General features: G+C 73.9%; 24 protein-coding genes. 10 read left to right on the forward strand and 14 right to left on the reverse strand.

Annotated elements, in window-relative coordinates; translation table 11 throughout:
* Positions 1 to 70: 70 nt before the first annotated feature.
* On the reverse strand, positions 71 to 649 hold the full coding sequence (locus FRADC12_RS28045) for a DUF308 domain-containing protein (RefSeq protein WP_052710667.1): 579 nt from the start codon (positions 647 to 649) through the stop codon (positions 71 to 73).
* On the reverse strand, positions 642 to 1,484 hold the full coding sequence (locus FRADC12_RS03625; protein ID WP_045875550.1) for an alpha/beta hydrolase: 843 nt from the start codon (positions 1,482 to 1,484) through the stop codon (positions 642 to 644). Before FRADC12_RS03625 ends, FRADC12_RS28045 begins: the two co-directional genes overlap by 8 nt.
* Before the next feature lie 417 nt (positions 1,485 to 1,901).
* On the opposite strand from FRADC12_RS03625, the gene FRADC12_RS03630 reads away from it, so the two are divergent.
* A complete protein-coding gene (locus FRADC12_RS03630) occupies positions 1,902 to 2,726 on the forward strand; it encodes a lysophospholipid acyltransferase family protein (protein WP_045875551.1) in 825 nt (274 codons plus the stop codon).
* Positions 2,727 to 2,846: 120 nt separating this feature from the next.
* Positions 2,847 to 4,202, forward strand: coding sequence for a hypothetical protein (locus FRADC12_RS03635; RefSeq protein ID WP_157488679.1), 1,356 nt, complete (start codon positions 2,847 to 2,849; stop codon positions 4,200 to 4,202).
* A 36-nt stretch (positions 4,203 to 4,238) separates the two neighbouring features.
* Here the strand turns inward: FRADC12_RS03635 and FRADC12_RS03640 are convergent, their stop codons facing one another.
* The gene (locus FRADC12_RS03640; RefSeq protein ID WP_045879041.1) at positions 4,239 to 6,059 is read right to left on the reverse strand and encodes an AMP-dependent synthetase/ligase; all 1,821 of its coding nucleotides are present in this window, start codon (positions 6,057 to 6,059) and stop codon (positions 4,239 to 4,241) included.
* Positions 6,060 to 6,321: 262 nt separating this feature from the next.
* On the opposite strand from FRADC12_RS03640, the gene FRADC12_RS03645 reads away from it, so the two are divergent.
* From FRADC12_RS03645 to FRADC12_RS03665, 5 genes are all read left to right on the forward strand, one after another.
* Positions 6,322 to 7,089 (forward strand): metallophosphoesterase family protein, encoded by a 768-nt coding sequence (locus FRADC12_RS03645; protein WP_045875552.1) that lies wholly within the window; start codon positions 6,322 to 6,324, stop codon positions 7,087 to 7,089.
* A gap of 190 nt (positions 7,090 to 7,279) precedes the next feature.
* Entirely contained in the window at positions 7,280 to 7,714 is a 435-nt protein-coding gene (locus FRADC12_RS03650) for an SRPBCC family protein (RefSeq protein WP_045875553.1), read from the forward strand.
* 31 nt (positions 7,715 to 7,745) lie between these two features.
* A complete protein-coding gene (locus FRADC12_RS03655) occupies positions 7,746 to 8,996 on the forward strand; it encodes an ArsA family ATPase (RefSeq protein WP_283215136.1) in 1,251 nt (416 codons plus the stop codon).
* The gene (locus tag FRADC12_RS03660) at positions 8,993 to 9,463 is read left to right on the forward strand and encodes a hypothetical protein (RefSeq protein WP_045879043.1); all 471 of its coding nucleotides are present in this window, start codon (positions 8,993 to 8,995) and stop codon (positions 9,461 to 9,463) included. Before FRADC12_RS03655 ends, FRADC12_RS03660 begins: the two co-directional genes overlap by 4 nt.
* A complete protein-coding gene (locus FRADC12_RS03665; RefSeq protein ID WP_045875554.1) occupies positions 9,456 to 10,475 on the forward strand; it encodes an ROK family glucokinase in 1,020 nt (339 codons plus the stop codon). The genes FRADC12_RS03660 and FRADC12_RS03665 overlap by 8 nt, the downstream gene beginning before the upstream one ends.
* 65 nt (positions 10,476 to 10,540) lie before the next feature.
* On the opposite strand, the gene FRADC12_RS03670 is transcribed toward FRADC12_RS03665, so the two are convergent.
* The 4 genes from FRADC12_RS03670 to FRADC12_RS03685 form a co-directional block, all read right to left on the reverse strand.
* Positions 10,541 to 11,680, reverse strand: coding sequence for a glycosyltransferase family 4 protein (locus tag FRADC12_RS03670; RefSeq protein WP_045875555.1), 1,140 nt, complete (start codon positions 11,678 to 11,680; stop codon positions 10,541 to 10,543).
* Positions 11,681 to 11,774: 94 nt separating this feature from the next.
* Positions 11,775 to 12,716, reverse strand: a complete 942-nt coding sequence (locus tag FRADC12_RS28050; protein ID WP_052710668.1) for a hypothetical protein — start codon at positions 12,714 to 12,716, stop codon at positions 11,775 to 11,777.
* A complete protein-coding gene (locus FRADC12_RS03680) occupies positions 12,713 to 13,066 on the reverse strand; it encodes a hypothetical protein (RefSeq protein WP_045879045.1) in 354 nt (117 codons plus the stop codon). The genes FRADC12_RS28050 and FRADC12_RS03680 overlap by 4 nt, the downstream gene beginning before the upstream one ends.
* An 82-nt stretch (positions 13,067 to 13,148) precedes the next feature.
* The gene (locus tag FRADC12_RS03685) at positions 13,149 to 14,459 is read right to left on the reverse strand and encodes an NYN domain-containing protein (RefSeq protein WP_045875556.1); all 1,311 of its coding nucleotides are present in this window, start codon (positions 14,457 to 14,459) and stop codon (positions 13,149 to 13,151) included.
* Between the two features lie 416 nt (positions 14,460 to 14,875).
* Here FRADC12_RS03685 and FRADC12_RS03690 point away from each other — a divergent pair, with 416 nt between their 5' ends.
* On the forward strand, positions 14,876 to 16,078 hold the full coding sequence (locus FRADC12_RS03690; protein WP_045875557.1) for a DUF4352 domain-containing protein: 1,203 nt from the start codon (positions 14,876 to 14,878) through the stop codon (positions 16,076 to 16,078).
* 115 nt (positions 16,079 to 16,193) lie between these two features.
* On the opposite strand, the gene FRADC12_RS03695 is transcribed toward FRADC12_RS03690, so the two are convergent.
* Positions 16,194 to 16,589: an HIT family protein gene (locus FRADC12_RS03695; RefSeq protein WP_045875558.1), complete on the reverse strand. Its 396-nt coding sequence runs from the start codon at positions 16,587 to 16,589 to the stop codon at positions 16,194 to 16,196.
* 127 nt (positions 16,590 to 16,716) lie between these two features.
* Between FRADC12_RS03695 and FRADC12_RS03700 the strand changes: the two genes are divergently transcribed.
* Together FRADC12_RS03700 and FRADC12_RS03705 are read left to right on the forward strand one after the other, a co-directional pair.
* Complete coding sequence (locus FRADC12_RS03700; RefSeq protein ID WP_045875559.1) at positions 16,717 to 17,130, forward strand: VOC family protein; 414 nt, start codon at positions 16,717 to 16,719, stop codon at positions 17,128 to 17,130.
* A 90-nt stretch (positions 17,131 to 17,220) separates the two neighbouring features.
* Complete coding sequence (locus FRADC12_RS03705) at positions 17,221 to 19,086, forward strand: DEDD exonuclease domain-containing protein (RefSeq protein WP_045875560.1); 1,866 nt, start codon at positions 17,221 to 17,223, stop codon at positions 19,084 to 19,086.
* Between the two features lie 303 nt (positions 19,087 to 19,389).
* Here the strand turns inward: FRADC12_RS03705 and qcrB are convergent, their stop codons facing one another.
* From qcrB to FRADC12_RS03735, 6 genes are all read right to left on the reverse strand, one after another.
* Positions 19,390 to 21,036 (reverse strand): cytochrome bc1 complex cytochrome b subunit, encoded by a 1,647-nt coding sequence (gene qcrB / locus FRADC12_RS03710; RefSeq protein WP_045875561.1) that lies wholly within the window; start codon positions 21,034 to 21,036, stop codon positions 19,390 to 19,392.
* Complete coding sequence (qcrA, locus tag FRADC12_RS03715) at positions 21,033 to 22,157, reverse strand: cytochrome bc1 complex Rieske iron-sulfur subunit (protein ID WP_045875562.1); 1,125 nt, start codon at positions 22,155 to 22,157, stop codon at positions 21,033 to 21,035. The genes qcrB and qcrA overlap by 4 nt, the downstream gene beginning before the upstream one ends.
* Positions 22,154 to 23,179: a cytochrome bc1 complex diheme cytochrome c subunit gene (gene qcrC / locus FRADC12_RS03720; protein ID WP_232303595.1), complete on the reverse strand. Its 1,026-nt coding sequence runs from the start codon at positions 23,177 to 23,179 to the stop codon at positions 22,154 to 22,156. Before qcrC ends, qcrA begins: the two co-directional genes overlap by 4 nt.
* Positions 23,180 to 23,184: 5 nt before the next feature.
* Positions 23,185 to 23,823 (reverse strand): aa3-type cytochrome oxidase subunit III, encoded by a 639-nt coding sequence (ctaE, locus tag FRADC12_RS03725; RefSeq protein WP_045875563.1) that lies wholly within the window; start codon positions 23,821 to 23,823, stop codon positions 23,185 to 23,187.
* Positions 23,824 to 24,305: 482 nt separating this feature from the next.
* Positions 24,306 to 25,409, reverse strand: coding sequence for an anthranilate phosphoribosyltransferase (gene trpD, locus FRADC12_RS03730; RefSeq protein WP_045875564.1), 1,104 nt, complete (start codon positions 25,407 to 25,409; stop codon positions 24,306 to 24,308).
* The gene (locus FRADC12_RS03735; protein WP_045875565.1) at positions 25,406 to 25,843 is read right to left on the reverse strand and encodes a response regulator; all 438 of its coding nucleotides are present in this window, start codon (positions 25,841 to 25,843) and stop codon (positions 25,406 to 25,408) included. The genes trpD and FRADC12_RS03735 overlap by 4 nt, the downstream gene beginning before the upstream one ends.
* Between the last annotated feature and the right edge of the window lie 308 nt (positions 25,844 to 26,151).

Raw genomic sequence — 26,151 nt, forward strand, 5'->3', positions numbered from 1 at the left:
CCCGCGGTCCCGACGCCATGGGTCGCGCACGCGCGCCACTGGTGACGCGCCACTCAGCCGGCTGACGGCCTCAGAGGACCGCGCCGTCGTCGGGCCAGTTGTCGTCGTCGGTCGGCGGCCGCTCCCCCATCCGCGCGACCAGGCCGCCGACGCCGCCCAGGATGAGCAGTACGCCCAGAACCTCCTGGGTGGAGCTGCTGGTCGCCTGGGCGACCAGCGCGGGCACGGCGAGCACGACGACCCCGAGCACGATCGCCGCGATCGCGACCCAGGTGAGTGGCCGCGGCCACGGCGCCCGTGGTGGCGGCGGCGGGACGTAGTGGTCGTCCTCCTCGCGGACGGCCCCGTCCCCAGGCCCGCCCGCCGCCTGCGGCGGGCCGACCACGAACAGCGTGCGCCCGATGGCCTCGTCAAGCCTGTCCCGGCCGGTCCTCGCTGGCGGAGCGCCATCCTCGGCCGGGTCCGTTCCGTCACCTTCGTCGCCCTGGCCGTCGGTGGGCTCGGCGGCGCGGCCCACGTTCTCGGCGTCCGGCCAGACGGTCGCGGCGGGCTCGTCGTGGAAGTGAGCGACCAGCTCGGCGAAGACGTCTTCGTCGGCCGGCTGGTCGGCAGAACCGTCGGCGGGACGAGGATCGGAGGTGTCAGACATCGACGTCAGCGGCCCCGGAGGCGGCCGCGGCGCCGGGCGCCGGCGCGGCGCAGTGCGCCCGGACGAACTCCAGGCTGCCCTCGAAGATCGCCTGCCGGTCGTTGTCGAGGGTGGCGACGTGGTAGCTGTCCGCCAGCAGCCGCTCGGTGACGGGCGCCGAGGTCATCCCGGCCAGCAGCAGCCGCCCGGAGCTCGGCTCGACGACGTGGTCGATGACGCTGCGGAACGTCAGCACCGGGCTGACGATCCGGGGCAGGTCCGGCAGTGTCACCTTCCACAGCTCCATGAGCGACACGAACGCCCGCACCGGCACCCGGTCGTAGCCGACCTCGCGGGCACCGGCCGCCTTGATGTCGCTGGCGATCCCCGGAACCGACGGGCGCACCCGGGCGATCAGCGGGGCGAGCCGCGCGACCCGCCGGTCGGTGCCGAGGCTGGGGTTGACGGTGACGGCGCCGGCCACCTCCGCGCCCCGCTCCTCGGTGAGCCGCAGCGCCAGCGTGCCGCCCATCGACAGGCCCATCACGAACACCTGGCCGCAGCGAGCACGCAGGTCGCCGAACGCCTCGTCGACCGCGCCGTACCAGTCGCGCCAGCCGGTCCGGGCCATGTCCTGCCACCGGGTGCCGTGCCCGGGCAGCAGCGGGCAGCGCACGGTGAGCCCAGCGGCCGCGAGGTAGTCCCCCCACAGCCGCAGGCTCTGTGGCGTACCGGTGAAGCCGTGCACGAGCAGCACCCCGACGGGGCCGTCGGCCCCCAGCACGAAGGGCTCGGCACCCGGCAGCACGGCGGCCGACGGCGCTCCCGCGCCACGGCCGCGGTCGGCAGAAGCCATCTGTGACCCGCCTTCCCGAACGTTCCACCAGATTTCGGCCAAGGCCCCTGGCCAATGCTGCCACGCGGCCAGCGCGGAGACCACGGGCTTCCCCTTCGATCGGGGGCCCGGTGGGATCTGGTGGTCGAGCGCGCCGCCGCCGCACCCACATATCGCGTCGGGCTCGGTGCCGCGGCGCGACACCCCGGCCTCACCAAGGCCGGACCGCCGTACCGCGGTGGCCCACAGGTGGGCCGGGTGTGACCATGGGCCGCACAGCGGCGCAACCGTGGGGGGATTGCTCCCCGGTGAGCCCGGGGAAGGCTAGGGTCGTTTCGACCATCGGACGCGCCACCGGGAAGTCCGGTGACACCCGGGTGCCCTCGCCCGGAGCGTCGGAGGCCGGGCGGCCGCGGCGCGGCCGAGCAGGGAGCTGCCGTGTTCTACTGGGTCGTCAAGGTGGTCCTTTCACCGTTTCTGCGCACGTTCTGGCGCCCCTGGATCGAGGGACTGGAGCATGTGCCGGCGGAAGGGCCGGCGATCCTTGCCAGCAACCACCTGTCCTTCCTGGATTCGATCTTCCTGCCGCTGATGCTGCCGCGGCGGGTCACCTTCCTCGCGAAAATGGACTACTTCACCCAGGGCGGCCTCAAGGGCCGGGCGAAGCGGATGTTCTTCAGCGGAGTCGGCCAGCTCCCGATCGACCGCAGCGGCGGGAAGGCCAGCGACGCCGCGCTGCGCTCCGGAGTACGGGTGCTCTCCGGCGGGAAGCTGCTCGGGATCTACCCCGAGGGCACCCGTTCGCCGGACGGCCGGCTCTACCGAGGCAAGGTCGGCGTCGCCAGGATGGCGCTGGAGGCCAAGGTGCTGGTCGTCCCGGTGGCGATGTTCGGGACGTTCGAGGTCCAGCCACAGGGCCGCACGATCCCGCGGATCCGCCGGGTCGGCATGCGGATCGGCCGGCCGCTGGACTTCAGCCGCTACCAGGACATGGCCGACGACCGGTTCGTGCTGCGCTCGATCACCGACGAGATCATGTACGAGCTGATGCAGCTGTCCGGCCAGGAGTACGTCGACATGTATGCCCAGCAGGCCAAGGACGAGATCGCCGCCTCCCGGGCCGCCGCCGCGGCGGCGGCCGAGCAGGCCGGCCCGGCCGCGCTGCCCGGGCGCCCGGCCGAACCGGCCGGCAAGCCGAAGCGGACCGCCACCCCGCGGCAGGCGGGCCCCGCCCGGGCGAGCGCCACCCGCGAGTCCGACTGACCCAGTCCAGCCCAGCTGCGGGACGCGCCGGGCCATCGGCTGCCGGACCGCGGGCGCGAGCGATCTGGCCGGCAGCAGGCCGCTGGCTGCCGGCGCGGACGACACGGCAGTATGGAGCGCGTGGGGGCATCTTCGGCGCACAACGGGCAAGGCGGGCGTCGCGTCACCCGGCGTGCCACCGGCCTCGTGCTGGCCGCCAGCCTCGGCCTCGCCTGGAGCGCGGCGCCTGCGGCGCTGGCGGCCACCCCGGCGGCCGGGGGCACGCCGGCCACGGCCGGCCAGGCACCGGCCGGCACCGTCACCCGCGCCGGGAGCTCGGTGGTCGACGGGTACGGCCGGATGTTCGTCCCACACGGGCTGGCGCTGGCGGCCGGGGTGACTCCGACGGCAGCCGACCTCGACGGGTGGGTCAAGGCGGGCATCGACGCGGCGGGCGTGACCGTCCCGCTGTCGGCCGCGGGGCGTTTCCCCGACCCGGTGACGGGCGTCACCGCGAACGACCCCGGCCTCGCCGCCGCCGCGAGCGTGACGCGGGCGCTGACCAACCGCGGCTTCGTCGTGGTGCTGCGCGTCGTGCCGGTCGGCGGCGCCACCGTGCCGACCTCGACGTTGCAGAACGCCCTGCGCCGGCTGGCCACCGCGTTCCGCGACACCAGCGGCCTGATCGGCTACGAGCTCCCGCACGCGCAGACCAGGGACGCCGCCGCCGTCCTGGCGGCCAGCTCCGCGATCGCCGCGGTCGACCCGTTCCACCAGCTGTGGCGTGAGCAGGCCGCCGCGTTCGAGCCCGAGGCGATCGTCGCCGTCAACGACCCGACCGGCTACCTGATCTCGTGGCCCGGCAGCGGCGACGCGGCCCTGGTCGCGCTCACGGCCGCCGCGGACGGCAACGCGATCGGCTGGCTCTACCCCGCCCCGGCGACCGGGCAGCCGCCGCGCTCGGTGCTCGCCCGGCCGTACCCGCTGGCGGTCGCCGGCAGCCCGGCCTCGTTCGGCACCGACGCCGCGGGCACGTTCAGCCTGCGCTTCACCGCGGGCACGCTGCCGGCCGGCCAGCCGACGCCCACCGGCTGGGTCACCGCCGTCAACCTGCCAGCGGCGGCCTACCCGACCGGGTACACGGTGAAGCTCACCGGCGCCCGGCTGCTGTCCCGGCCCGGCTCCGCGCTGCTGTGCCTGGCCGCCGAGCCCGGCGCCACCCAGGTCTCCCTGACGGTCACCCGGGCCACCGGGGGCTCCGCGCCGGCCCCGCCGCCGTACGCCGGCGCCCAGGCCTGCACGGACCCGGCGGTGGCCGCCGCCGCGAGCGCGTCGGCGAGTCCGACCGCCCGGGCCGTCGCCGTGGCGAAGAGCGGCGACTCGGGCCCGCTGCTGTGGGCGCTGCCGCTGCTGGGGGCCGCCCTCATGGCGCTGCTGCTGGTCGTGCCGTTCCGGGCCCTGCGCCGGCTGCGCGTCGGTGCCGACCGAGCCGGCTGACCCGGGACCAGGCCACCCGACGCGGCGCGGGCCCGTCTAGGCCTCGCCGGTCCCGTAGATCTCGGTGACGGCCGAGGCGTACCTGTCCATGACGAGGGACCGGCGCACCTTCAGGCTGGGGGTCAGCTCGCCGGTCTCGACGGTGAAGTCCGCGGGCAGCACGCTGAACTTCTTGATCCCCTCCGCGTGCGAGACGGAGGTGTTCGCCGAGTCGACCGCCATCCGCAGGTCCGCGAGCAGTTCCGGGTCGTCGACCAGCTCGCTGGCCGGGGTCCGCGCCGGCCGGCCGTGCGCGGTCAGCCAGTGCGGCAGCGCCTCCTCGTCGAGGGTGAGCAGCGCGGCGATGAACGGGCGCCGGTCGCCGATCACCACCGCCTGGCTGATCAGCGGATGCGTCTGCAGCCGGTGCTCCAGCGGCGCCGGCGCGACGTTCTTGCCCCCGGCGGTCACCAGGATCTCCTTCTTGCGCCCGGTGATCCGCAGGAAGCCGTCGGCGTCGAGGCTGCCCATGTCGCCGGTGTGGAAGTACCCGTCGGCGTCGAGCGCCTCCTTGGTGGCGGTCTCGTCCGCGTGGTACGCGGTGAACACCAGCGGCCCGCGGACGAGCACCTCGCCGTCATCGGCGACGCGGACGGTCACCCCCGGCAGAGGCTGGCCGACGGTCCCGACCCGGACGTTGTCCGGCCGGTTGACGGTGACCGCGGCCGACGTCTCGGTCAGGCCGTAGCCCTCCAGGATGGCCAGGCCGACGCCGCGGAAGAAGTGCGCGAGCCGCTCGCCGAGCGGAGCGCCGCCGCTGACGGCGTTGCGGACCTGGCCGCCGAGCGCGGCCCGCAGCCTGGTGTAGACGAGGCGGTCGAACACGGCGTGCCGCGCCCGCAGCATGAGGCCCGGCCCGCGCGGGGTGGCCAGCGCCTCGCTGTAGGCGACGGCGGTCGCCTCGGCGGCGTCGAAGATCTTGCCCTTGCCCTCGTTGTGGGCCTTCTGCCGGGCACCGGCGTGCACCTTCTCGAAGACGCGCGGCACGGCCAGCACGTAGCTCGGCTTCGCCTGGGCCAGGTCCGCGAGCAGCGTCTTCGTGTCGGACGTGTAGGCGATCGGGAGGCAGCTCTGGATCGCGATGTTCTGCACCAGCCGCGCGAAGACGTGCGCGAGCGGCAGGAACAGCAGCGTCGAGGCCCCGGCGGTGAACACCCCGGGCGCCATCGCGATGGAGGACAGCGCGTCGAACAGCAGCGCCCGGTGGGACAGCTCGCAGCCCTTGGGCCGGCCGGTCGTTCCGGAGGTGTAGATGAGGGTCGCGAGGCTGTCGGCCCGCACGCCGGCGCGCGCCTCGGCGAGCGCCGCGGGCGTGACGGCCGCGCCGTCGGCGCTCAGCGCCTCAAGGGCGCCGGGCTCGCCGGCCGCCGGGTCGAGGACGAGCACCTCACGCAGCGCCGGAGCCTCGTCGCGGACCCCGGCGACCAGTGCCGCCAGCTTCGGCGTCTCCGTGACGACGAGGGCCACCTCGGCGTCGGTGAGAATCCAGGCGATCTGCTCGGCGCTGGAGGTCTCGTAGATCGGGACCGTGACCGCGCCGGCGGCCCAGATCGCGTAGTCCAGCACGGTCCACTCGTAGCGGGTCCGGCTCATGATCCCGACCCGGCTCCCGGGGGTGACCCCGTGCGCGACGAGGCCGCCCGCCGTGGCCAGCACCAGCTCGACGAACTGGCCGGCGGTCAGGTCGACGAACGCGCCGTCGACCTTGTGCCGGATCAGCGGCGCGTCGGGCTGGCTGTCGGCGAAGCCGAGCACCCGGTCGGTGAGCGTCGCGTCGTCGGCCACGGTGACCAGGGCTGGTGAGGTGAACTCACGCACCGGAGACTCCTTGGGATTGCGGGCGACCGACGCGGTCACATCGGCTACCGGGGTCACACTGCTAGCGGGCCACACGGGCGCTGGCTCCCGGTCAGACGTTAGTCCGCACCCGCCGAAACGGCGAACCATTCGCGTCCCGGCCGGCTGGGCGGATGCCGGCCGACACCGCGGCGTAATGCCGGAGCGCGGTACCGCCGCGGCGCCGCGGCGGTGGCACTCTGACGCACCGCTACCCTCGGGTTCGATGTCCTAAGCTTCCGACATGCGGGTCCACGTGGTGAGCGACGTCCACGGCAGGGCCGACGCGCTGCCGGCCGCGGCCGAGGGTGCCGACGCGTTCATCTGCCTGGGCGACCTGGTGCTGTTCCTGGACTACCACGACCACAGCCGCGGGATCATGAGCGACCTCTTCGGCGCGGAGGCGGTCCGGCACCTGATCGAGCTGCGGACCGCGCAGCGGTTCGACGACGCCCGCGAGTGGTCGCGCACGCTGTGGGCCGGGGTGGAGGGCGACCGCGCCACGATCATGGAGGCGGCTATCCGCCGCCAGTACGAGGCAATGTTCGCCGCGTTCCCCACCCCCACCTATCTGACCTACGGCAACGTCGACCTGCCGCACCTGTACCCGGAATATCTGCGCGACGGGCTGACCCTGCTCGACGGGCAGGCCGTCGAGATCGGCGGGCTGCGGTTCGGCTTCGTCGGCGGCGGGCTGCGCACCCCGATGCGGACGCCGTACGAGATCGACGACGACGAGTTCGCCACCAAGGTGGCGGCCGTCGGCGTGGTGGACGTCCTGTGCTGCCACATCCCGCCGCACGTGCCCGAGCTGGTCTACGACGTCGAGGCCGGCCGGTTCGAGCGCGGCTCCAAGGCCATCCTGGAGGCGATCCAGGAGACGCAGCCGAAGTACGCGCTGTTCGGCCACGTCCACCAACCGCTTGTCGACTCTTTGTATATTGGCGCGACGCGCTGCGTGAACGTGGGGCATTTCAACGCCCATGGAACGCCCTTCGTGCTGGAGTGGTAGGCACTCCAGAGGCCGAGCCGAGGGACGTGCGATCGTGGGTTCGGTCGTGCGTTCGGGGCCGTCCACGAGTGCCACCCATCAGGTGCGATCATCTGTCTGATCGCATCCGCGGTGGCCCTGGCCGAGCGTTGGGGATGTCGTTGCCGGGGGGCCGGATCAGCCCCGGGCGGATCTGGAGGTACCGACAGCGATGGCCGATCACGCCAGCGCCTCGATCGTCATCAACGCCAAGCCCGCGGCGGTGATGGCGACGATCGCCGACATCGCGAGCTACCCGACGTGGGTCGGTCAGATCGAGCAGACGGAGATCCTGGAGGTCGGGCCGGACGGCCGGCCGACCAGAGCCCGGTTCCGGGTGAACGCCGTGATCGCGAAGGACGAGTTCGTCACCGACTACACCTGGCACGGCGACGACCGGGTCACCTGGTCGCTCGTCGAGGGCGAGATGATGTCGGCCCAGGATGGCAGCTACACCCTGCGCGACCTCGGCGACGGGCAGACCGAGGTCACCTACGACCTCACCGTCGAGCTCAAGGTCAAGATTCCAGGGATGCTGCGGCGAAAGATCCAGAGTGGCATCATCGACGCCGCGCTCAAGGATCTCAAAAAGCACGTCGAGAGCTGAGGCCGGTGTGCACCATGCCTCTGAACGGCCGCTGGGGCTAGCCGACGGCCAGTCCACCGGCCGCCGCGGCCGGGCCGTGCTGTTCACCGGCAAGGGCGGCGGCGGCACCACGACGGTGGCGGCGGCGACCGCCACGCTCGCCGCTCAGCGCGGCCATCGGACGCTGCTGGTCTCGTTCAGCCCGGTCGGCGGGCTCACGGCCACGCTCGACCATCCGGTGGCCGGCGAGCCGGTCGAGCTGGAGCCGGGCCTGTTCGGCCAGCAGGTCGACGTGCAGGGCGCGTTCGAGCGGCGCTGGGACGCCCTGCGGCCACTGCTCGACGTCGCCTGGACGCAGGCCGGCCTCGACCCGATCGAGGCCGAGGAGCTCGCCGGGCTGTCCGGCATCGGCGAGACGCTCGCCCTGCTGGAGCTGCGCGACCAGCTCACCTGCGACCGCTACGACCTCGTCGTCGTGGACGCAGGCCCGGCCGCGGACGCGCTGCGGCTGCTGGCGTTCCCGGAGACCCTCTCGTGGTACTGCCGGCGGCTGCTCCCGCCGGACGGCCGGTTCGTCCGCTGGATCCGACCGTCGCTGGCCCGGTCCGCGCGGCTGGCGACCCGGTTCGGCCACCTCGCCGAGCCGGTCTACGACATGCTGGCCCGGCTGCGGGCCACCGCGGCCGACCTGCGCGCGATCCTCACCGACCCGGTCCAGACCAGCGTGCGCCTCGTGCTCACCCCGGAGACGGCCTCGCTCGCGGTCACCCGGCAGATGTTCACCGCACTGTCCCTGCACGGCCTGCCCGTGGACGCGGTCGTCGCGAACCGGGTGATCGGGCCGGGCGGCGGCGACGTCTGGCGCGCTGGCTGGGCCGCGTCGCACCGCGAGCAGCTCGAACAGATCGAGGCGGCGTTCGCGCCGCTTCCCGTGCTGCGCGCGGCCTACCGCGGCGGCGAGCCGGTGGGCCTGGAGGAGCTGGCCGCGTTCGGGGCGGCGGCCTACGGCTCGCTCGACCCGGCCGGAGTGCTCGGCGCCCGCGTCGGCCTGGACGGCGAGGCGCCCCGGGTGGAGCGGACCGAGGACGGCTACGCCCTGTCGTTCGGGGTCCCGTTCGCCACCCGTGGCGACGTCGACCTTGCCCGGATGGGCGACGAGCTGGTCGTGACGGTCGGACCGCACCGCCGGCTGCTGGCGCTGCCCGCGGCGCTGCGGCGCTGCGACGTGAGCGCCGCCTGGCTGCGGGACGACCGGCTGGTGGTGTCGTTCGTGCCCGACCCGGACCAGTGGGTCCGCGCATGACGGACGAACACGTACCACCGGAGCCAGGCTCGTTCGCGCAGGAGGCGGCGCTGCTGGCGGCGGCGGTCCGGGAGTGGCTCGGCGCGCACGGCGGCCCCGCCGACCCGGCGGACGCCTCGAGCGGCTGGAACCCGTTCACCGCCGCGGCGCCGGCCGAGGAGACGGGCACCGAAGCGCCCGCGAGCGGCGGGTTCCACGGGCCGCCCTGGACGGTGCCGCCTGGCGCGACGCTGTGCACCGGCTGCCCACTGTGCCGGCTGCTCGCCACCGTCGCCGGCAGCCGGGGCGAGGTCATGAGCCACCTGCTCAGCGCCGCCGCCTCGCTCGCGGCCGCCGCCCGCGCGGCCTGGCCGCCCGCGGACGGCACCCCCCCAGGCCCGGCAGCGTCGCCGCGCCCGCCACAACGGCCCACGCATCGAGCCCGGTCGGACCACGACCGGGTACAGAGGATCGACATCAGTGAGTAGCTCCACCAACCCCGGTTCCACCCGCTACGCCGCTCCAGACACCCTGGCGATCGGCGTCGACGTCGGCGGGACGAAGGTCGCGGCCGGCGTCGTCGACGAGCGAGGCCGCATCCTCGGCTCTGTGCGCCGGCCTACGCCGGGGCACGAGCCCCGGCTGGTAGCGGACACGATCGCGGAGGTGGTCGGCGAGCTGCGGGCCCGTCACGCCGTCGGCCCGGCCACGCCGATCGGCATCGGCGCCGCCGGCTGGCTCGACCGGGACGGGGCGCGGGTGATGTTCGCGCCGAACCTCGCGGGCTGGCGGGACGAGCCGCTGCGCGACATCATCTCCGCCCGGCTGGGCCGGCCGGTGGTCGTCGACAACGACGCGAACACGATGGCCTGGGCGGAGTACCGGTTCGGCGCCGGCCGCGGCTGCGCCGAGCTGTGCTGCGTCACCGTCGGCACCGGGATAGGCAGCGGCCTCGTGCTCGACGGGAAGGTGCGCCACGGCGCGTTCGGCGTCGGCGCCGAGTACGGCCACATGCAGGTGGTGCCGGCCGGCCTTCCGTGCGGCTGCGGCAGCCAGGGCTGCTGGGAGCAGTACGCCAGCGGACGGGCGCTGGTCCGCTACGCCCGCGAGATCGCCGGGACCTCGCCGGAGGCCGGGCGCAGGCTGCTCGCTCTCGCCGACGGCGGTGACCTGGCCCGCCTGACCGGCCCGGACGTGACGGCCGCGGCCCGCGAGGGCGACCCGGCGGCGGTGAAGTGCTTCGAGGAGGTCGGCCACTGGCTCGGCCAGGGCCTGGCGAGCCTCGCCTCCGTCCTGGACCCGGCCCGGTTCGTGATCGGTGGCGGCGTCTCGGACGCCGGTGAGCTGCTGCTCGGCCCGGCTCGGGCCCAGTTCCGGGCCGCCCTGGCCGGCCGCGGCCACCGGCCGGAGGCCGAGATCGTCCTGGCCGAGCTCGGCCCCGACGCCGGCTTCGTGGGTGCCGCCGACCTGGCCCGGGCCGGCACCGTCGGACGCGCCTGACCTGGGCCGGCCTGACCGGGCCCGGGCCGGCGCCGCCGGCCGGGCTGGCCTGCGCCGGCCTGGTCTCAGCCGGGTGGCTCGGAGGCCGGGGTGAGTAACTCGGCCAGGCCCTTGGTCAGCAGGTCCCACCGCCAGGTCAGCTCGACCCAGGCCCGGCCCGCCGCGCCCATCGAGCGGCACCGGGCCGGGTCGTCGAGCAGGCCGGCGACGGCGGCCGCGACGTCGTCGAGCCGGCGGCCGTCGACGACGAGGCCGGTGCGGCCCTCGAGGACGGCGTCGGGAGCCCCACCGCTGTCGCCGGCGACGACGGGCAGCCCGGTGGCCGACGCCTCCAGGTAGACGATCCCCAGGCCCTCCACCTCCAGGCCGGCCAGCCGGGACCGGCAGGGCATCGCGAAGATGTCGCCGGCCGCGTAGTGCGCCGGCAGTTCCTCCCAGGGCACCGAGCCGGTGAAGACCACGTGGTCGGCGACGTCGTGCTCCCGGGCGAGCCGGCCGAGGTCGGACCGGTAAGGCCCGCCGCCGACGAGGAGCAGCGCGGTGTCCGGGTAGCGCCGCCGCCAGCCGGGCAGCGCCCGGATCAGCATGTCCTGGCCCTTGCGCGGCACCAGGCGGCTGACGCAGACGACGACGCGGCGCCCGGTCAGGCCGTGCCGGGCACGGATCTCGTCCCGGCCGGCCCCGGGCCGGAACAGCTCCGCGTCGACCCCGCTCGGCAGCCGCTCCAGCCGCGGGCGCGGGCCGAACGCCGGGCCGATCCGGGCGCGGGTGTAGTCGCCCAGGTAGGTGACGACGTCGGTCGTCGCGCCGATCCGGCGCAGCGTCTGGCGGGCGCCCGGGAGCGCGGCCCAGCCAACCTCGTGGCCATGGGTGCTGGCGACGACACGCTCTATGCCGGTCGACGAGCGCAGCGGCCCACCGAGCAGGCCGAGCGGGGCGGCCGCTCCGAACCAGAGGGCGTCGCACCGCTCGGCCCTGGCGATCTCGCGGGCCCGGCGCAGCACGCCGGCGGTTGGCAGCATCAGCGACGTCTTGTGCCGGATGATCAGGAAGCGCTGGGCCGCATCGAACGCCTCGGAGTCCTTCCACGCGGGTGCGTAGACGACGACGTCCTCGGCGGGCAGCCGGCTCGCGAAATTGTGCACGAACGCCTGGATGCCGCCCGGACGAGGCGGAAAGTCGTTGGTCACCACCAGCACCCGCATGGCCCCATGCTCCCGCACCGTCAGCGTGGGCCGATCGCCCGCCCCGTCCGCGCCGGGTCCAACGACCTCCGCACGGCCGCGACGGCCCGCCCGCTCAGGTCCCTGGGGCGCCGCGCGCCGGGCTGCCCAGCACGGCCGTCAGGTAGGCACGCCAGTCGGCGACGAACGCTGGCCAGCTCAGCGCTGCCTCGGACCGCAGCGCGTCCGCCACCGCGGCGTCACCCGCTGCCCCCGCCGCGACCGGTGACCGTGACGGCGCGGCGAGCCGGGCGCCGACGTCCCGGTAGAAGCGGGCGAGCCCCGCGAGGCCGAGGCGCTCGGCAAGCAGCCGGCACGCCAGCCATGCCTCCTGGTAGGTCTGGGCCAGCCGCCCGTCGGAGCCGTCGAAGGCGGCGTCGGCCGGCAGCGCCGTCGGCACCCGTCCGGCCCGTACCTCGGCGGCGAGCTCCGCGGCCGCCTGGTCGACCGTCAGCCCGGGAGCCGCGCCCTCGTGACCGACCTCCTCGGCGAAGCCCTCCACCAGCCAGACGGGCATCCCGGCCGGGGTCTCGGCCGCCGTCGCCAGATGGGTCAGCTCGTGGCGCAGCACGATCCGCCGCCCGTCCCCGGTGAGCCGCCGATAGACGTCAAGATCCACGACCAGCCGGCCGTGGCCCTCGGTCAGCGCGGACGACGACGCCGCGCCCGCGCTGGGCAGCGGCAGCACCGCGACCGCGGCGACCGTCCCCGCCGGGCCGCCCTTCACCCAGCCCGCCTCCGCCCGCAGCCGGTCGTCCGAGGCCATCAGCCGCACGTCCACCGAGCGCGCCCAGCTTCCTGGCAGCACTCCGGCGACGCCGCCGACCGCCGAGGCCACGTCCACGCGGACCCGCGCGACCCAGTCTGCGGGCACGTCGGCGTCCGCCCGAACGGTCACCGGGCCGGTGGGTCCGGCCGGCGCCGCCGGCCGCCCGGCGCACCCCGCGCACCCGGCGCCCAGCAGAACGGCGGCCGCGAACGCCAGCAGCGCGCCGAACCGGCCGGCCCGCCCGATCAACCGGCGCGGCGAGGGCGCCGGCCGGGCCCGGCCGCGTCGGGACGGCGGGCCGGCCGGGTCCGCTGGCGCGGGCCGGGCGTGAACGGCTCCCCCAGCGGAATCGCCTGCTGCGACGGCGCGGCCGGCTCCGCCGGCACGATCTGCTCGGCCGCCGGCCCGGCGGTAGGAACGACATCGAGCGGGGATACCAGCCGCAGCCGGGGCAGCAGGCCCGCGTCGGCGAGCAACGCGAGCGCCCGCCGTTCGTCCTCGTCCCACTCGACGACGGGAGGCGGAGCAAGAAGCACGGAAAGCACGCAGTCCGAGCAGGCGTCCCCGCGAGCCGAGCAGGTGTCACAGTCGATCAGCATCGCGCTCACCCTCCGTTGTCCGTAGCGCACTGTCGCGGACACTAGACGGGTGGTCCGACAGTTTCGGGCCGGCGGCCGCTCGTCAGCGCTCGAGGCGGGCGAGCAACGCCGCCGACGGAACGGCGCGGGCGCCGGCGGCGGCGCACGTCTCGGCGACCTCCCGGTCGGAGGTCACGACGGCGACCGGCCGGCCGGGCGGCTCGGCCCGGACCAGGCGGACGATCTCCTCGTCGGCCAGCTCCCCAAGGCGGCTGAACAGCACCCGCACGCCGCGCGGCGCCGTCACCCCGACCGGCCGGCTCGCGACCGCGGTCGCGTCGAACACCACCGTGATCTCGACGTCCGACGCGCGCCCGGCGAGTGGGCCGAGACCGGCGAGCAGCCGAACCCGCTGCGCCTGGAGGGTGAGCGTCCCGTAGCCGCGCTTGGTGACGTTGTAGCCGTCGATGATCAGATGAACGCCGGGAATGCTCAGCACGACGTCGATGATCGTCGGATCGTCGTCCGGACGGCCGCTGGTCCCGACGGCCGCCAGCGCGTCGCGCGGCTGGCCGTCGGCCGGTGCGCACAGGTCGGCCGGGCGCAGCACCGTGCTCGGCAGGCCGAGCTCCCGGCGAACGCCGTTCGCCGCCCCCATCAGCGTGTCGAGCAGGACCCGCAGCCGGGCATCGTCGAGGCTGCGGGCGTCGCGCCCCTCGCGGCGGGCCGCGGCGAGGGCCGTCTCCAGCTCGCCGACCCGGGCCCGCAGCCGGCGGGTCTCGGCCTCGGCGGTGCGCGTCGCGACGCGGGCCGCGTCCCGGTCGGCGACCGCGGCCGCAATCTCGTCCTGAGCGGACTGTTCCGCCCGCCGGACCCGCTCGGACGCGCCACGCATCCGCCGGCGCAGGTCGTCGAGCTCGCCGCGGCTGGCGGCCAGCTGCTCGCGCAGCTGCTCGCGCTCGGCCCGGCCGTTCTCCTGCACGGCGGCCAGCGCCTCGGTCAGCCGGCCCACCTCGCGGGACGCCGCGTCGACCCGAGCCGACATGGCGGCCTGCGCGGACGAGTCGGCGGCCGCGGCGACCAGGGTCTCCCAACCGGGCTGGCGCAGCACGAAGGCGACAGCGGCCACCGCCGCCGGCGGCGCGGCGGCCGGTGGCCCGTCGGCGGAGGTGACCGCCTCGGCCAGGCCCGGCTGGGTCCGCCGGACCCAGTCCGCGACCCGGCCGCGGAACAGAGCGTCATGCTCGACGGCCGCCGCGAGCGGCACCGCGCCCTGGCGGGGCCGCCGTGCGGGGGTGAACCTGCGCACCGCGACCAGGCTCGACGGCACCTCGGCATCCTCGAGGCCGGCGAGCGTGTCGGCGGCGAAGGCGACGACCTGGGAACGCACCTCCGCCGGCAGCGGCTCACTCACCCGGCGTCCGGCGGAGCGGCTCGGCGGTCGGTGAGCGGGGCGACGGGCACTGTGCGGATTCTCCCCTGCGCGGGAACGGGTGGCAGCGCTCCAGCCTAGCCCGACCTCGCAACCGTCACTGCCAGTCATGAACCATCACCATTCCGCACCAGCCGGGCGGGCTCGACGACCGGCGCGGGCGGGCGCGGCCCCCACGACAACCACCTCACCCATCACTCCGCAGGACCAGCTGGTGAACGGGTGGGACACCTCCGCACAAGCGACACCCCACAGAACACCACATTCACGGGTTATGTCATCGGAATAGCGCTCTTGCCGGCCATTTCTGGGCCGGATCATCGACTTCTGTAATCTCGGGGTATTCATCCTCGATTGCTCCGTTTTCTGGCAGCGGGGTGTGCTACGAGAGGAACGTCGTGAGCGACCAGAACCCCCCGTACCCAGCGGACGGCAGCCCCCCGGCCGGCGGTGGCTGGCCGCAGGCCACCCCGGCGCCGGACTGGCAGGCGATGCCCACCACCAAGGCCGAGTCTCCCGGCTGGCCTACCCCGCCCGGCCAGACTCCCCCGCCTGTGACGCCGGGCCAGCCCCCCGCGCCTACTCCCGGCCAGTGGCCGTCCTCCGGCGGGTACAGCCAGTCCGGCTACCCCCAGCAGGGGACTCCCCCGCCCACCGGCTACCCGCAGCCCACCGGTTACCCGCAGCAGTCGCCGGGCACACCGCCGCCCGGCGCGATGCCGCAGTCCACGCCTTACCCGGGTGGGTACGCCCAGCCGCAGCAGCCCGGCTACACCCAGCCCGGCTACACCCAGCCCGGGTACGCCCAGCCCGGGTACGCCCAGCCCAGCTACCCCCAGCAGGGCTACCAGCAGCCGGGACACGACCAGGCGGGCTACCCGCCAGCCGGCGGGCCGAACTGGCCGGGCCAGCAGATGCCGGGCCAGCAGCCGCCCAAGTCGAACCGCAACGGCGTCATCCTCATCTCAGCGCTGGCCGCGGTGGCCGCGATCGTGCTCGGCATCGTCATCGCGCTCGCGGTGCATGGCGGCGGGCACAAGGACACGCCGGTCGCGCTGGGATCATCGGCGATCGCGATCCCGGGTGGCGGCGGCGCGACGCCGGGCGGCCAGCAGCCGGCAACCCCGCCACTCGTCGCGCACACCACCGCGCCGCCCGGCTGCACGAAGCTGAGCCCGCCGGCCGGAGGCGCGCCCGCGGGCGTCTACGACATCGGGCAGACGGCGACCGTGAAGGGTGACGCCGACACCGACATCAGCACCTATACGGCACGGATCACGCTGAACAGCCTCTGTTCCACCACTGCCCCGGTGGAGAGCTACGGCGACGCGCCAGAGAACGGGCTGTTCGTGGTCGCGAACTTCACCGTCGAGATGATCGTCGGCAAGGCCAACGTCTACCCGCTGAGCTTCTTCGGCCAGACGCCGGACGGCACCCGCTACGACGCCACCTACGACACCGTCGGCTCGCAGCTGAACGCGGACGACCTCGCGGCCGGGCAGAAGGTCACCGGCAACATCGTCTTCGATGTGCCGTCGGACAACCACCTCGTGTACTGGGAGCCACTGTTCGCCACGTCGCGGGCGAACTACCGGTACTGACCCGACTCGGTCCGGGCCTGGCGCCCGGGCCCGTCCCGCTCAGCGCAGGGCCGGCGGGCGACACCGTCGCGTCGCCCGCCGGCCCTGTGCCGTTCCGGGAGCCCCGCGCTTCGGGTCAGGCGAGCGCAGCCCTGATCCGGGCGGCGGCCTCGTCGAGCTGCTCGGCCGAGGAGTTCGGGTCCGCGAGGCTGAAGTCGAGCTGCTTCTCGCTCTCGATCGGGATCAGGTGGACGTGCGTGTGCGGCACCTCCAGGCCCGCGATGATCGCGGCCACCCGGCGCGGCTGGAACGCCTCCTGGATCGCCCGGCCGACCTTCGAGGCGGCGCTCCACAGGTCCCGCTGCGCCCCGTCCGGCAGGTCGATCCAGTGCTCGACCTCCAGGCGCGGCACGACGAGCGTGTGGCCCGGGCGGATCGGCGCGATGGTCAGGAACGCGACCGAGTGCTCGTCCTCGTAGACGAACCGACCCGGCAGCTCCCTGTTGATGATCCGGGTGAAGATAGTCGGCATGGCGTGGACCCTATCGAGCCGCCGACATCGTCGATCTCCCGGCGCGCGGCCCGGAGCCGGTCGCGCAGCGTTCGTTTCCGTGACGGGTTCACAACACGCCGACCACCGGTGAGCCAAGACACCCGCAATGCGGCATCATGCGCGGGTGGCCGGGTTTGAGACTCACGGGCTTAGAGTGGCGCGCGTCGGGGTCGACTGCGTGGATGTCGACCGAATGATCCGGTTCTGGTCGCGGGCGCTCGGGTACGAGGTCGCCCGCCGCGGCGGGGACAGCGCCGAGCTGCGCCACCCGGCGAGCGCCGGGCCGAAGCTGCTGCTGCGCCAGGTCCGCAAGCTGGGTCCCGCGCGCAACCGCCTCCAGCTCGACCTGTACGCGGTGGACGCCGAGCGGGTCGCCGGCTGGCTGGCCACCCTGGGCGCCAGGCGGGTGCGCCGGCTGGAGGCAGCCGGCGAGGCCGGGTACCTGCTCGCCGATCCCGAGGGCAACGAGTTCCGCGTCATCACCGCAGGTCCCGCCGGCTTCTCCCGCCCCTTCGGCTAGGGCGCCGGCTGGGCGACGCCGGGCGACCGGCGGGGTGCCGGGCGCCGTGCGGATGCCCGGACTGTCGGACCTGGTCACTACGTTCGCCGTGTGTCTCCCGATCTCGCCGCGCCGAGCCCCGCGCTCTCGGCTCCCGCAGCGTCACCAGGCTCCCGCTCGGCCGCGCCCGGCCCCAGGCCCGACGGGTCGCCGCGGGCCGAGGTGGCTGGCCGGCAGGGCAGCTTCGACGAGCTGGGCCGGCCGCTGCGGGACGTCACGTTCGTCGTGTTCGACCTGGAGACCACCGGCACCGGGCCGACCACCGCCGAGATCACCGAGTTCGGTGCGGTGAAGGTGCTCGGCGGCGAGGTAGTCGCCGAGTTCGCGACCCTGGTCCGCACCTCGACGGGCATACCGCCGCTCATCACGGTGCTGACCGGCATCACCGACGCGATGCTGGCGACCGCCCCACCACTGGCCGAGGTGCTGCCCGCGTTCCTGGAGTTCATCCGGGGCACCGTGCTGGTCGCGCACAACGCCGGCTTCGACCTGAGCTTTCTCAAGGCCGCCTGCGAACGCGTGGGCTACCCGGTGCCGGTCTGGGAACACCTCGACACCGCCCGGCTGGCCCGCCGGATCGTCACCCGGGACGAGAGCCCCAACAACAAGCTCTCCTCGCTCGCCCGGCTGTTCCGGGCCCGCACCGAGCCGAACCACCGGGCGCTGTCCGACGCCCGGGCCACCGTGGACGTGCTGCACGGCCTGTTCGAACGGCTCGGCAGTCTCGGCGTGACCACCCTGGAGGACGTCCACGCCTACAGCACCCGGGTCTCCCCCGCCCAGCGCGGGAAACGGGTGCTGGCCGACGACCTGCCCACCGGTCCCGGCGTCTACGTCTTCCGGGACGCCACCGGGCGGGTCCTCTACGTCGGCAAGTCGGCCTCCGTCCGGGCCAGAGTCCGCACCTACTTCACCGCCAGCGAGACCAGAACCCGGATGGCCGAGATGGTCGCCGCCGCCGAGCGCGTGGACGCGATCGCGTGCGCGCACGCCCTCGAGGCCGAGGTCCGGGAGCTGCGCCTCATCGCCGAGCACAAGCCGCCCTACAACCGGCGCTCCCGGTTCCCCGAGCGGGTCGTCTTCCTGCGGCTGACCGACGAGCCGTTCCCCCGCCTCGCGAGGGTGCGCCAGGTCCGCGCCGACGGCGGCACCTACCTCGGCCCGTTCGGCGGCGTGGGCGGCGCGGAGCTGGCCGGCGACGGCCTGCTGGAGGCGGTGGCCCTGCGCCGGTGCGGCGGCCGGCTCTCCCCGCGCGCGGACAGCCCGGCGTGCGCCCTGGCCGACCTGGGCAGGTGCGGCGCTCCCTGCGACGGCCGGCAGTCGACGGACGAGTACGGCGAGCTCGTCGCCGCGGCCCGGGAGGCGATGACCGGCGACCCGGCGCTGGTCATCGCGGCTGCCAGTGCGCGGATCACCCGGCTGGCGGAGCAGACCCGGTTCGAGGACGCGGCGCTGGTGCGCGACCGGATGGTGGCGTTCGTCCGCGCCGCCGCGCGCCAGCAGCGGCTGGAGGCGCTCGGTGCTGTCCCCGAGCTGATCGGCGCCGTCCCCACGGCCGAGCGCGGCTGGGACCTCGCGGTCGTCAGGCACGGCCGGCTCGCGGCGGCCGCGACGGTCGCCCGCGGGATCGACCCCCGCCCGTGGGTCGACGCGGTCGTGGCCACCGCCGAGACGGTGCGGCCGGGGCCCGGGCCAACCCCGGCGGCGACCGTCGAGGAGATGGAGCGGATCGAGCGCTGGCTGGGCAGTCCCGGCGCCCGGCTCGTCCAGCTCACCGGCACCTGGGCCTGGCCGGCCGCGAGCGCGCACCGGGCCGCCACCGAGCTGCCCCAGCCACCCCAGCCCGTGGAGCGCCGGGAGCCCGTCGAACGCACCGTCCACCAGCCAGGTCACCCACGCAGCCCCGGCCACCAGTAGGGCGCCCGCCGGATGCCAGCGCCGGGAACGCCACGGTCAGCTCGCTTCCACGTACGAGGGGGGGACGGCCGTTGATCGCCGTCTATGCCCCCGGATGGTTGCGGTCCGCCTCCGCCTACGACCGCCGGAGGGCTGGAACCGCGATCAACGACAACGGCAGGCTCGAGGACTGGCTTCCGCTGGAAAGGCCGAGGGAGGTAGGCCCAATCTGGGCCTACCTCCCTCGGGTGGCTGCGTCCTCGAAGCGGGCCGGGCCCGAGACGGGCCGGTTCGCTCCGCGCGGACCAGGTGGTGCTGGCCGGGCTAGTGGTGGGCGCCGCCCACCGGGGCGTCCCCCGCCGGCTCGTCGTCGCCGGGCGTCTCCTCGACGAAGAAGCCGGTGACGGCCTTGCGGGCCTTGGTGGCCAGGCTGCCGCCCTTGCCGTCTCCGTTGCCGTCGGAGTGGTCGCCCGGCCCCGGCAGCTCGAACCGGTGCGTCGGGACCTGCGGGTAGTCCGAGACCGGCGGCAGCTTGGGCCGGTGGTCCTCGACGAACTCACCGGTCGGCAGCTGGCGGATGATGCCGGTCTCAATGCCGTGATGCGCGATGTCGTGGTCGCGCTTCTGGAGCCCGAGGCACAGCTTCTTCGTCGCCACGTACGTGATCGGCGGCACGATGATGAGCCCGACACGGCCGGCCCACGTCATCGCGTTCAGCGAGATGCTGAACGTCTTCGCGATGACGTCGTTGCCACCGGAGATCAACAGCACCAGGTAGAAGCTGATCGACATCATGCCGATACCGGTGCGGGTCGGGTTGTCCCGCGGTCGCTGCAGCAGGTTGTGGGACTCGCGGTCGCCGGTGAACATCGACTCGAGCCACGGCCACAGCGCCAGCAGCGTGAACAGGATGCCTGGCAGGACCACCGTCGGCCAGAAGACCGCGGGGATGGTATGCCCGAGCCCGCGGAACTCCCAGGGCGGCATCAGGCGGGTTGAGCCGTCAAGGAAGCCGATGTAGAAGTCAGGCTGCGACGCGGAGGACACCTTCGAGGGGTCGTACGGCCCGAAAATCCAGATCGGGTTGATCTGCGCGAGACCACCCAGCAGGGCCAGCATCGCGAAGACCATCATGAAGAACGCGCCGGACTTCACCGCGAACACCGGGAAGACCCGGTGGCCCACGACGTTGTCCTCGGTCTTGCCGGGGCCCGGGAAGTCGGTGTGCTTCTGGAACCAGAGGATGCCGAGGTGTGCGCCGATCAGGGCGAGCAGCAGACCGGGCACCAGCAGGATGTGCACGACGTAGAGCCGGGGCAGAAGGTCGTTGCCCGGCCACTCCCCGTTGAACACCAGGAACGACGCCCAGGTGCCGATCACCGGGATCGACTGGGCGATCGACGCCGCGATCCGCAGACCGGTGCCGGAGAGCAGGTCGTCCGGCAGCGAGTAGCCGGCGAAGCCCTCCAGGGTGCCCAGCACCAGCAGGCCGACGCCGATCAGCCAGTTGATCTCACGCGGCTTGCGGTACGCCCCGGTGAAGAACACCCGGAACAGGTGCACGATGATCGACGCGACGAACAGCAGTGCGGCCCAGTGGTGGATCTGCCGGAAGATCAGGCCGGCCCGGGTGTCGAAGCTGATGTCCAGCGTCGACGCGTACGCCCGGCTCATCTCCACGCCCTTGAGCGGGATGTACGAGCCGTTGTACACGACCTCGCTGTTACTGGGGTCGAAGAACAGCGTCAGGTAGATGCCGGTCAGCAGCAGGATGATGAAGCTGTAGAGCGCGATCTCACCGATCATGAACGACCAGTGGTCCGGGAAGACCTTGTTCAGGTTCTCGCGCAGCGCCCGCTGGGTGTGGAACCGCTCGTCCACGGCCCGGTTGGCCTTGCGGACCGGGCTCGGCCGCTTCTCGAACTTGGGGGCCGGCGCCGAGGGCCCGACCGGCCCGGTCGTCGTCGTCATGAACGCTCCCAGAACGCGGGCCCGATGGGCTCGGTGTAGTCGCCGTCCCGGGCGATGAGGAAGCCCTCACCGTCGACGCCGAGCGCGAGCTGCGGCAGCGACCGGCTGGCCGGGCCGAAGATCGCGCGGCAGCCGTCCGGCACGTCGAACACCGACTGGTGGCACGGGCAGAGCAGGTGGTGGGTCTGCTGCTCGTAGAGGCTGACCGGGCAGCCAGCGTGCGTGCAGATCTTGGAGTAGGCGACCAGGCCGTTGATGTCCCAGGTCTCCCGGCCGGGCCGCGGCTTGTTCAGGCCGGGCTCCATGCGGACCAGGATCGTGGTGCTGTCGCCCTTCGTCGCCAGGTCGAGCTGCGGCGCGAACGTCTTGTTGCCGCTCGCGTCGGTGACCGGGAGCGCCGGGAACACCGTCTCGATTCCGCCGATGGAGATGTCGCCCAGCTTGACGAACCGGCCCTCGCTGGTGACCATCCGCGCGCCCTTCACCCAGTGGGTGTGGTCAAGCTTCTTGCCCGGCTTGGAGTTCGTCAGGTTCAGCAGCGGGACGACGAGGAGGCCACCGAGGACCGTGCCGGCGCCGAGCAGGCTACGGCGCAGCAGCTTGTGCTGGCCGAGGCCCATGTCGACCCAGCCGAGCGCCATCTCCTCTTCGAGGACGGCGGTCTCTTCTTCGGTGCTCTTGAACCCGTGGCGGTCCTGGACGGCGTGTACGTGCGGCATCAGCCGCTTCGCCCAGAGGATCATGCCGACGCCCAGGCCACCGAGCGCCAGCCCGAGCGAGAGGCCAAGCAGCGGCGTGTAGTTGCCGCTGTGCTTGTCTCCGACGAAGTTCCAGACGATGAAGCCGAGCGTGCCGATCACCGAGAGGGCGAACCAGACCGCGATCAGCCGCTCGGAGCGGCGCTGGGCGCGGCGGTCCACGTCCTCGGCGCGCGGAGCCCGGTGCGCGACGTCCCCGGGCCGCCAGGCGGTGTGCTCCTCCAGCTGGGTGGAGTCGGTCGGCGCCGGCGGGGTGGCGAGCACCTCCTGCCGGTCACCGCCCGCCGAGCCGCCACCGGCCGGGCGCTTCACCCGGTCGAAGACGCTCCCGCCGCCAGCGGCGGGAGTCTCGTGCTCGCTCATACCTTCTGCCTCGCTCCGATCCACAGGCACACGCCGAGCAGGCCACCGATGCCGACGAGGATCGCCAACAGGCCCTCGGGGACCGGGCCGTAGGCGCCCAGCTTGTCACCGCCGGGGCTCGTGGCGTCACGGCTGGCCACGATGTACGCGGCGATCGCCTTGGCGCTGTTGTCGTCGAGCTGGCCCTGCCCGAAGACGGGCATCGACTCGGGGCCAACCCGCATGGCCTCGAGGATCTGCTCAGGGGTTGCGTTGGTCAGCGCCGGCGCGTACTTGCCGTACGTCAGCGGAGCGCCCTGCCCGGCGACCTGATGGCACTGCGCGCAGTTCGACCGGTAGAGCTCGCCACCGAAGGCCATGTCGGCGTCCGCGAGCTCCTTCTGCGTGATGGTCGGCTTCTCGAGACCGCCGCCCATCGTCTGGATGTAGGCCGCGATCTGGTCGATCTGGGTCTGCGAGTAGCTCGGGTCCTTGCGCTTGGCCTGCGCGGCGGCGCCGGCGAGCGGCATCCGCCCGGTCGACATCTGGAAGTCGACCGCGGCCGAGCCGACGCCGATCAGGCTCGGGCCGGACTGGGTGCCGGCGGCGTTGAGCCCGTGGCAGGTCGAGCAGCCCTGCAGGTAGAGCGCCTGGCCGTTGCGGACGGCCTCGCTCTCGGTGGGGTCCGCCGCGTTGCCGCTAGGGGCCAGCACCGACCACAGGACGCCCGTCGCGAGGAGGGCGAGCGACAGGACGAGCGCGGACGAGCGCCGCCGGCGCTTGACGCTGACCGGCCGGGACCGGCGGGTACGCGGGGCGAGCCGGCCGGGCACGCGGACGGGCCGCTCGGCGACCGGGTCGTCCTCGTCGTCGGCGTCCAGCTCGTCGTCGGCGTCCGCGAGCTCGGGGACGAGGGCGTCCACCGGCTCGGTGGCTTCCGTCTCGACCGGCCCGCTCAGCTCGTCCACCAGCTCGGGGACGACACCCGGGTCAGCCGCCGCGGAGGCGCCCTCGGGCGGGGTCAGCTCGTGAGATGCAGTCATGTCGCTCACTGGAGGAGGTAGATGGTCGCGAACAGGCCGATCCAGACGACGTCGACGAAGTGCCAGTAGTACGACACGACGATCGCGGTAGTGGCCTTCTCCGGCGTGTAGCGGCCGAAGGTAGACCTGGCCAGAACCATGAGGAACGCGATCAGACCACCGATCACGTGCAGACCGTGGAAGCCGCTGGTCAGGTAGTACACCGAGCCGTACGCGTGCGAGTTCAGCCCGAACTCGTTCTCCCGGAAGAACTCGTTCGCCTGGCCGATGACGAAGGTCAGGCCCATCAGGAACGAGATCGTGTACCAGCGGCGCAGCCCGTACACGTCGCCACGCTCGGCGGCGAAGACGCCCAGCTGGCACGTCACGCTGGACAGCACCAGGATGATCGTGAAGATCAGCGCGTAGACGACGTGCAGGTGCACCGGGCCGATGCCCGAGCCCTTCGGGTCGCCGGTGACAGGCGGCCAGTTACCGCTGTTCACCGAACGGATCGTGTAGAACATCGCGAACAATGCCGCGAAGAACATCAGCTCCGACGACAGCCACACCACGGTGCCAACCGAGACCATCGACGGGCGGTTGGACATGGGATGTGGCGGTGGAGCCTTCTCAAGGACGGGTGCCGTGGCCACGCTGGTCATTCTGGCACGCCCCGACGCAAGCGCCACCGAAGGTTCGACGTTCGGTAGGACTACGGCCCGTCGAGGACCCGTCCGGCTAGCTCCTACGGGCCGTAGAAGACCTCCGGACGCCCGCCGGACACCCCTCAACACCCCACCCACCCGCCGCCCGCCGCCGCTCACCCAGCGGCGGCACGACGTGGGAAAAATCCTCAGAACCCGTCAACCGCAGGGTCTCCCGCCCGTCGAACGCAGGCACGCGGCGGCTCGCGACGACCGACCGGCCGGCCCTTGTGCCCGGCCGGCCCGAGATGTGCCGGGACTCACTCCTCCACCAGTCCGGCAACAGCCCTCCGACGTGCGGCGAGCGGCCATTGGCGGCCCCACGGCCGAGCGGCACACCCGGGAACGGGACAGCCTCCCCGCGCGTGGCGGGGAGGCTGTCGTGGCGGGCCTGACAGGCCCGGGAGGGGTGTCGGGTCCAGGAGCGCGAAGGTGTGGCGTCAGGAGACCGGCACAACGGCGCGGCTGACGGTCACCCAGCGCTCCAGTAGCGCGGCCGCGGCGCCGGAGTCCAGCGCCCCGGCGGCCCGGTCGAGCTGCCCGCGGATCTGCTCGGTGATCGTCGCTGCGGCCGGCCCGGCCGCAGCGACGAGCGCCGCGGCCGCGGCGAGCAGTACCGCGTCCCGTACCGGCCCCTGCTTGCCGGCGAACACCGCGCGAGCCACGCCGGCGTTGAACCGCGCGTCCGCGCCGCGCAGCGCGTCCCGGTCCGGCACGTCGATGCCGACGTCACGCGGGTCGAACCGCTCGGTGCGCAACTCGCCCTCGTTCGCCGCCCAGATCGTCGAGGGCGCGCACGGGCTGAGCTCGTCGAGGCCGTCGTCGCCCCGGAACACCAGCGCCCTGGTGCCCCGGTCGGCCAGCACCTGAGCCACGACCGGGGCGAGCGGCGCGTGGCCTACCCCGATCGACTGGGCGCCGGGCCGGGCCGGGTTGGTGAGCGGGCCGAGGATGTTGAAGGCCGTCGGAACAGCCAGCTCCGAGCGGACGGCGGCGACGAAGCGCATCGCGGGGTGGAAGGTCCTGGCGAAGCAGAAGGTGATCCCGACCTCGGTCAGGGTCCGCGCGACACCGTCCGGCGCCAGGTCGATGACGACGCCGAGCTCCTCCAGCAGGTCGGCCGAACCGCAGGACGACGAGGACGCCCGGTTGCCGTGCTTGACGACCGGCACCCCGAGAGCGGCCACGACCACGGCGGCCATCGTCGACAGGTTGACGGTGTGCGACCGGTCGCCGCCCGTCCCGCACGTGTCGACGGCGGCGTCCAGCAGCGCGGCGTCCGCCCGCACCGGCAGCGCGAACTCGAGCATGGACGCGACCAGACCGCCGATCTCGGCGGCCGTCTCGCCCTTGGCCCGCAGCCCGGTGACGAACCCGGCGATCTGGGCGTTCGTCGCGACGCCGGACATGATCTGGTTCATTGCCCAGGCGGTCTGGTCGGCGGCCAGGTCCTTGCCGTCGATGAGCGGCTGCAGCAGGTCGGGCCAGGTGTGGCCGGCCGTCTGGACGAGCGGTTCGGCGTCCGTGGCCGCCGAGCCGGTCATGGTGTGATCGCGGCGTGCGAGGCGTAGGTGACGGGCCGGCGCACCGGGGCGCCGGCCGCGCGGGCCAGCAGCAGCTCGACCACCGCGGCCGTCAGCTCGTCCGGGTCGACCGGGTGGGTCACCACCGCGTCGGCGAGCGACCAGGTAGCGAGCCACCGGTCGTCCGCGCGGGCGACCAGCAGCAGGGTAGGCGGGCAGCCGGTGATCTCGTTCTTGAGCTGGCGGGACAGCCCCATCCCGCCTTCCGGGGTCGCCTCGGCGTCGAGGACGCAGAGGTCGGCCTCACCGTGGTCGACGGCGGCCAGCAGGTCGCGGCCGTCGGCCACGTCGACGAACTCGATCTCGCCGAGCCGCGGGTCGGGGAGGGTGCCGATGGCAGCCTTGACGCGCGCGCGCACGTCGGCGCGGTCGGCGTACACCAGGACGGTGCTCATGTCCTCGCGGCCTTTCGCTTCGAGGTACCGCCGCGGTGGGCGGCGGGCGGCGCTCCGCCGCGGGCGGCGCTCTGCCACGCACGGCGCGCTGCCCCGGACGGCTCTAAGGTGTCCGCGGCCGGCAGGCGTGGTGCACGCCACGACGACGGGGAGTCCGGTGCGAGGGTATCGGACCGAGCGCGGTACGGTCTGCCCACCTGCGGATCATCCCGCCGTCGGCGCGCCTCGCGACCCAGGTCACACCGCCCTGAGTTTGCCATCGCTCCGTTCCCGGATCGATACTGAGACTCGTTCTCAGAACGTCTCAG

The sequence above is a fragment of the Pseudofrankia sp. DC12 genome, assembly GCF_000966285.1.
Lineage (GTDB): Bacteria > Actinomycetota > Actinomycetes > Frankiales > Frankiaceae > Pseudofrankia.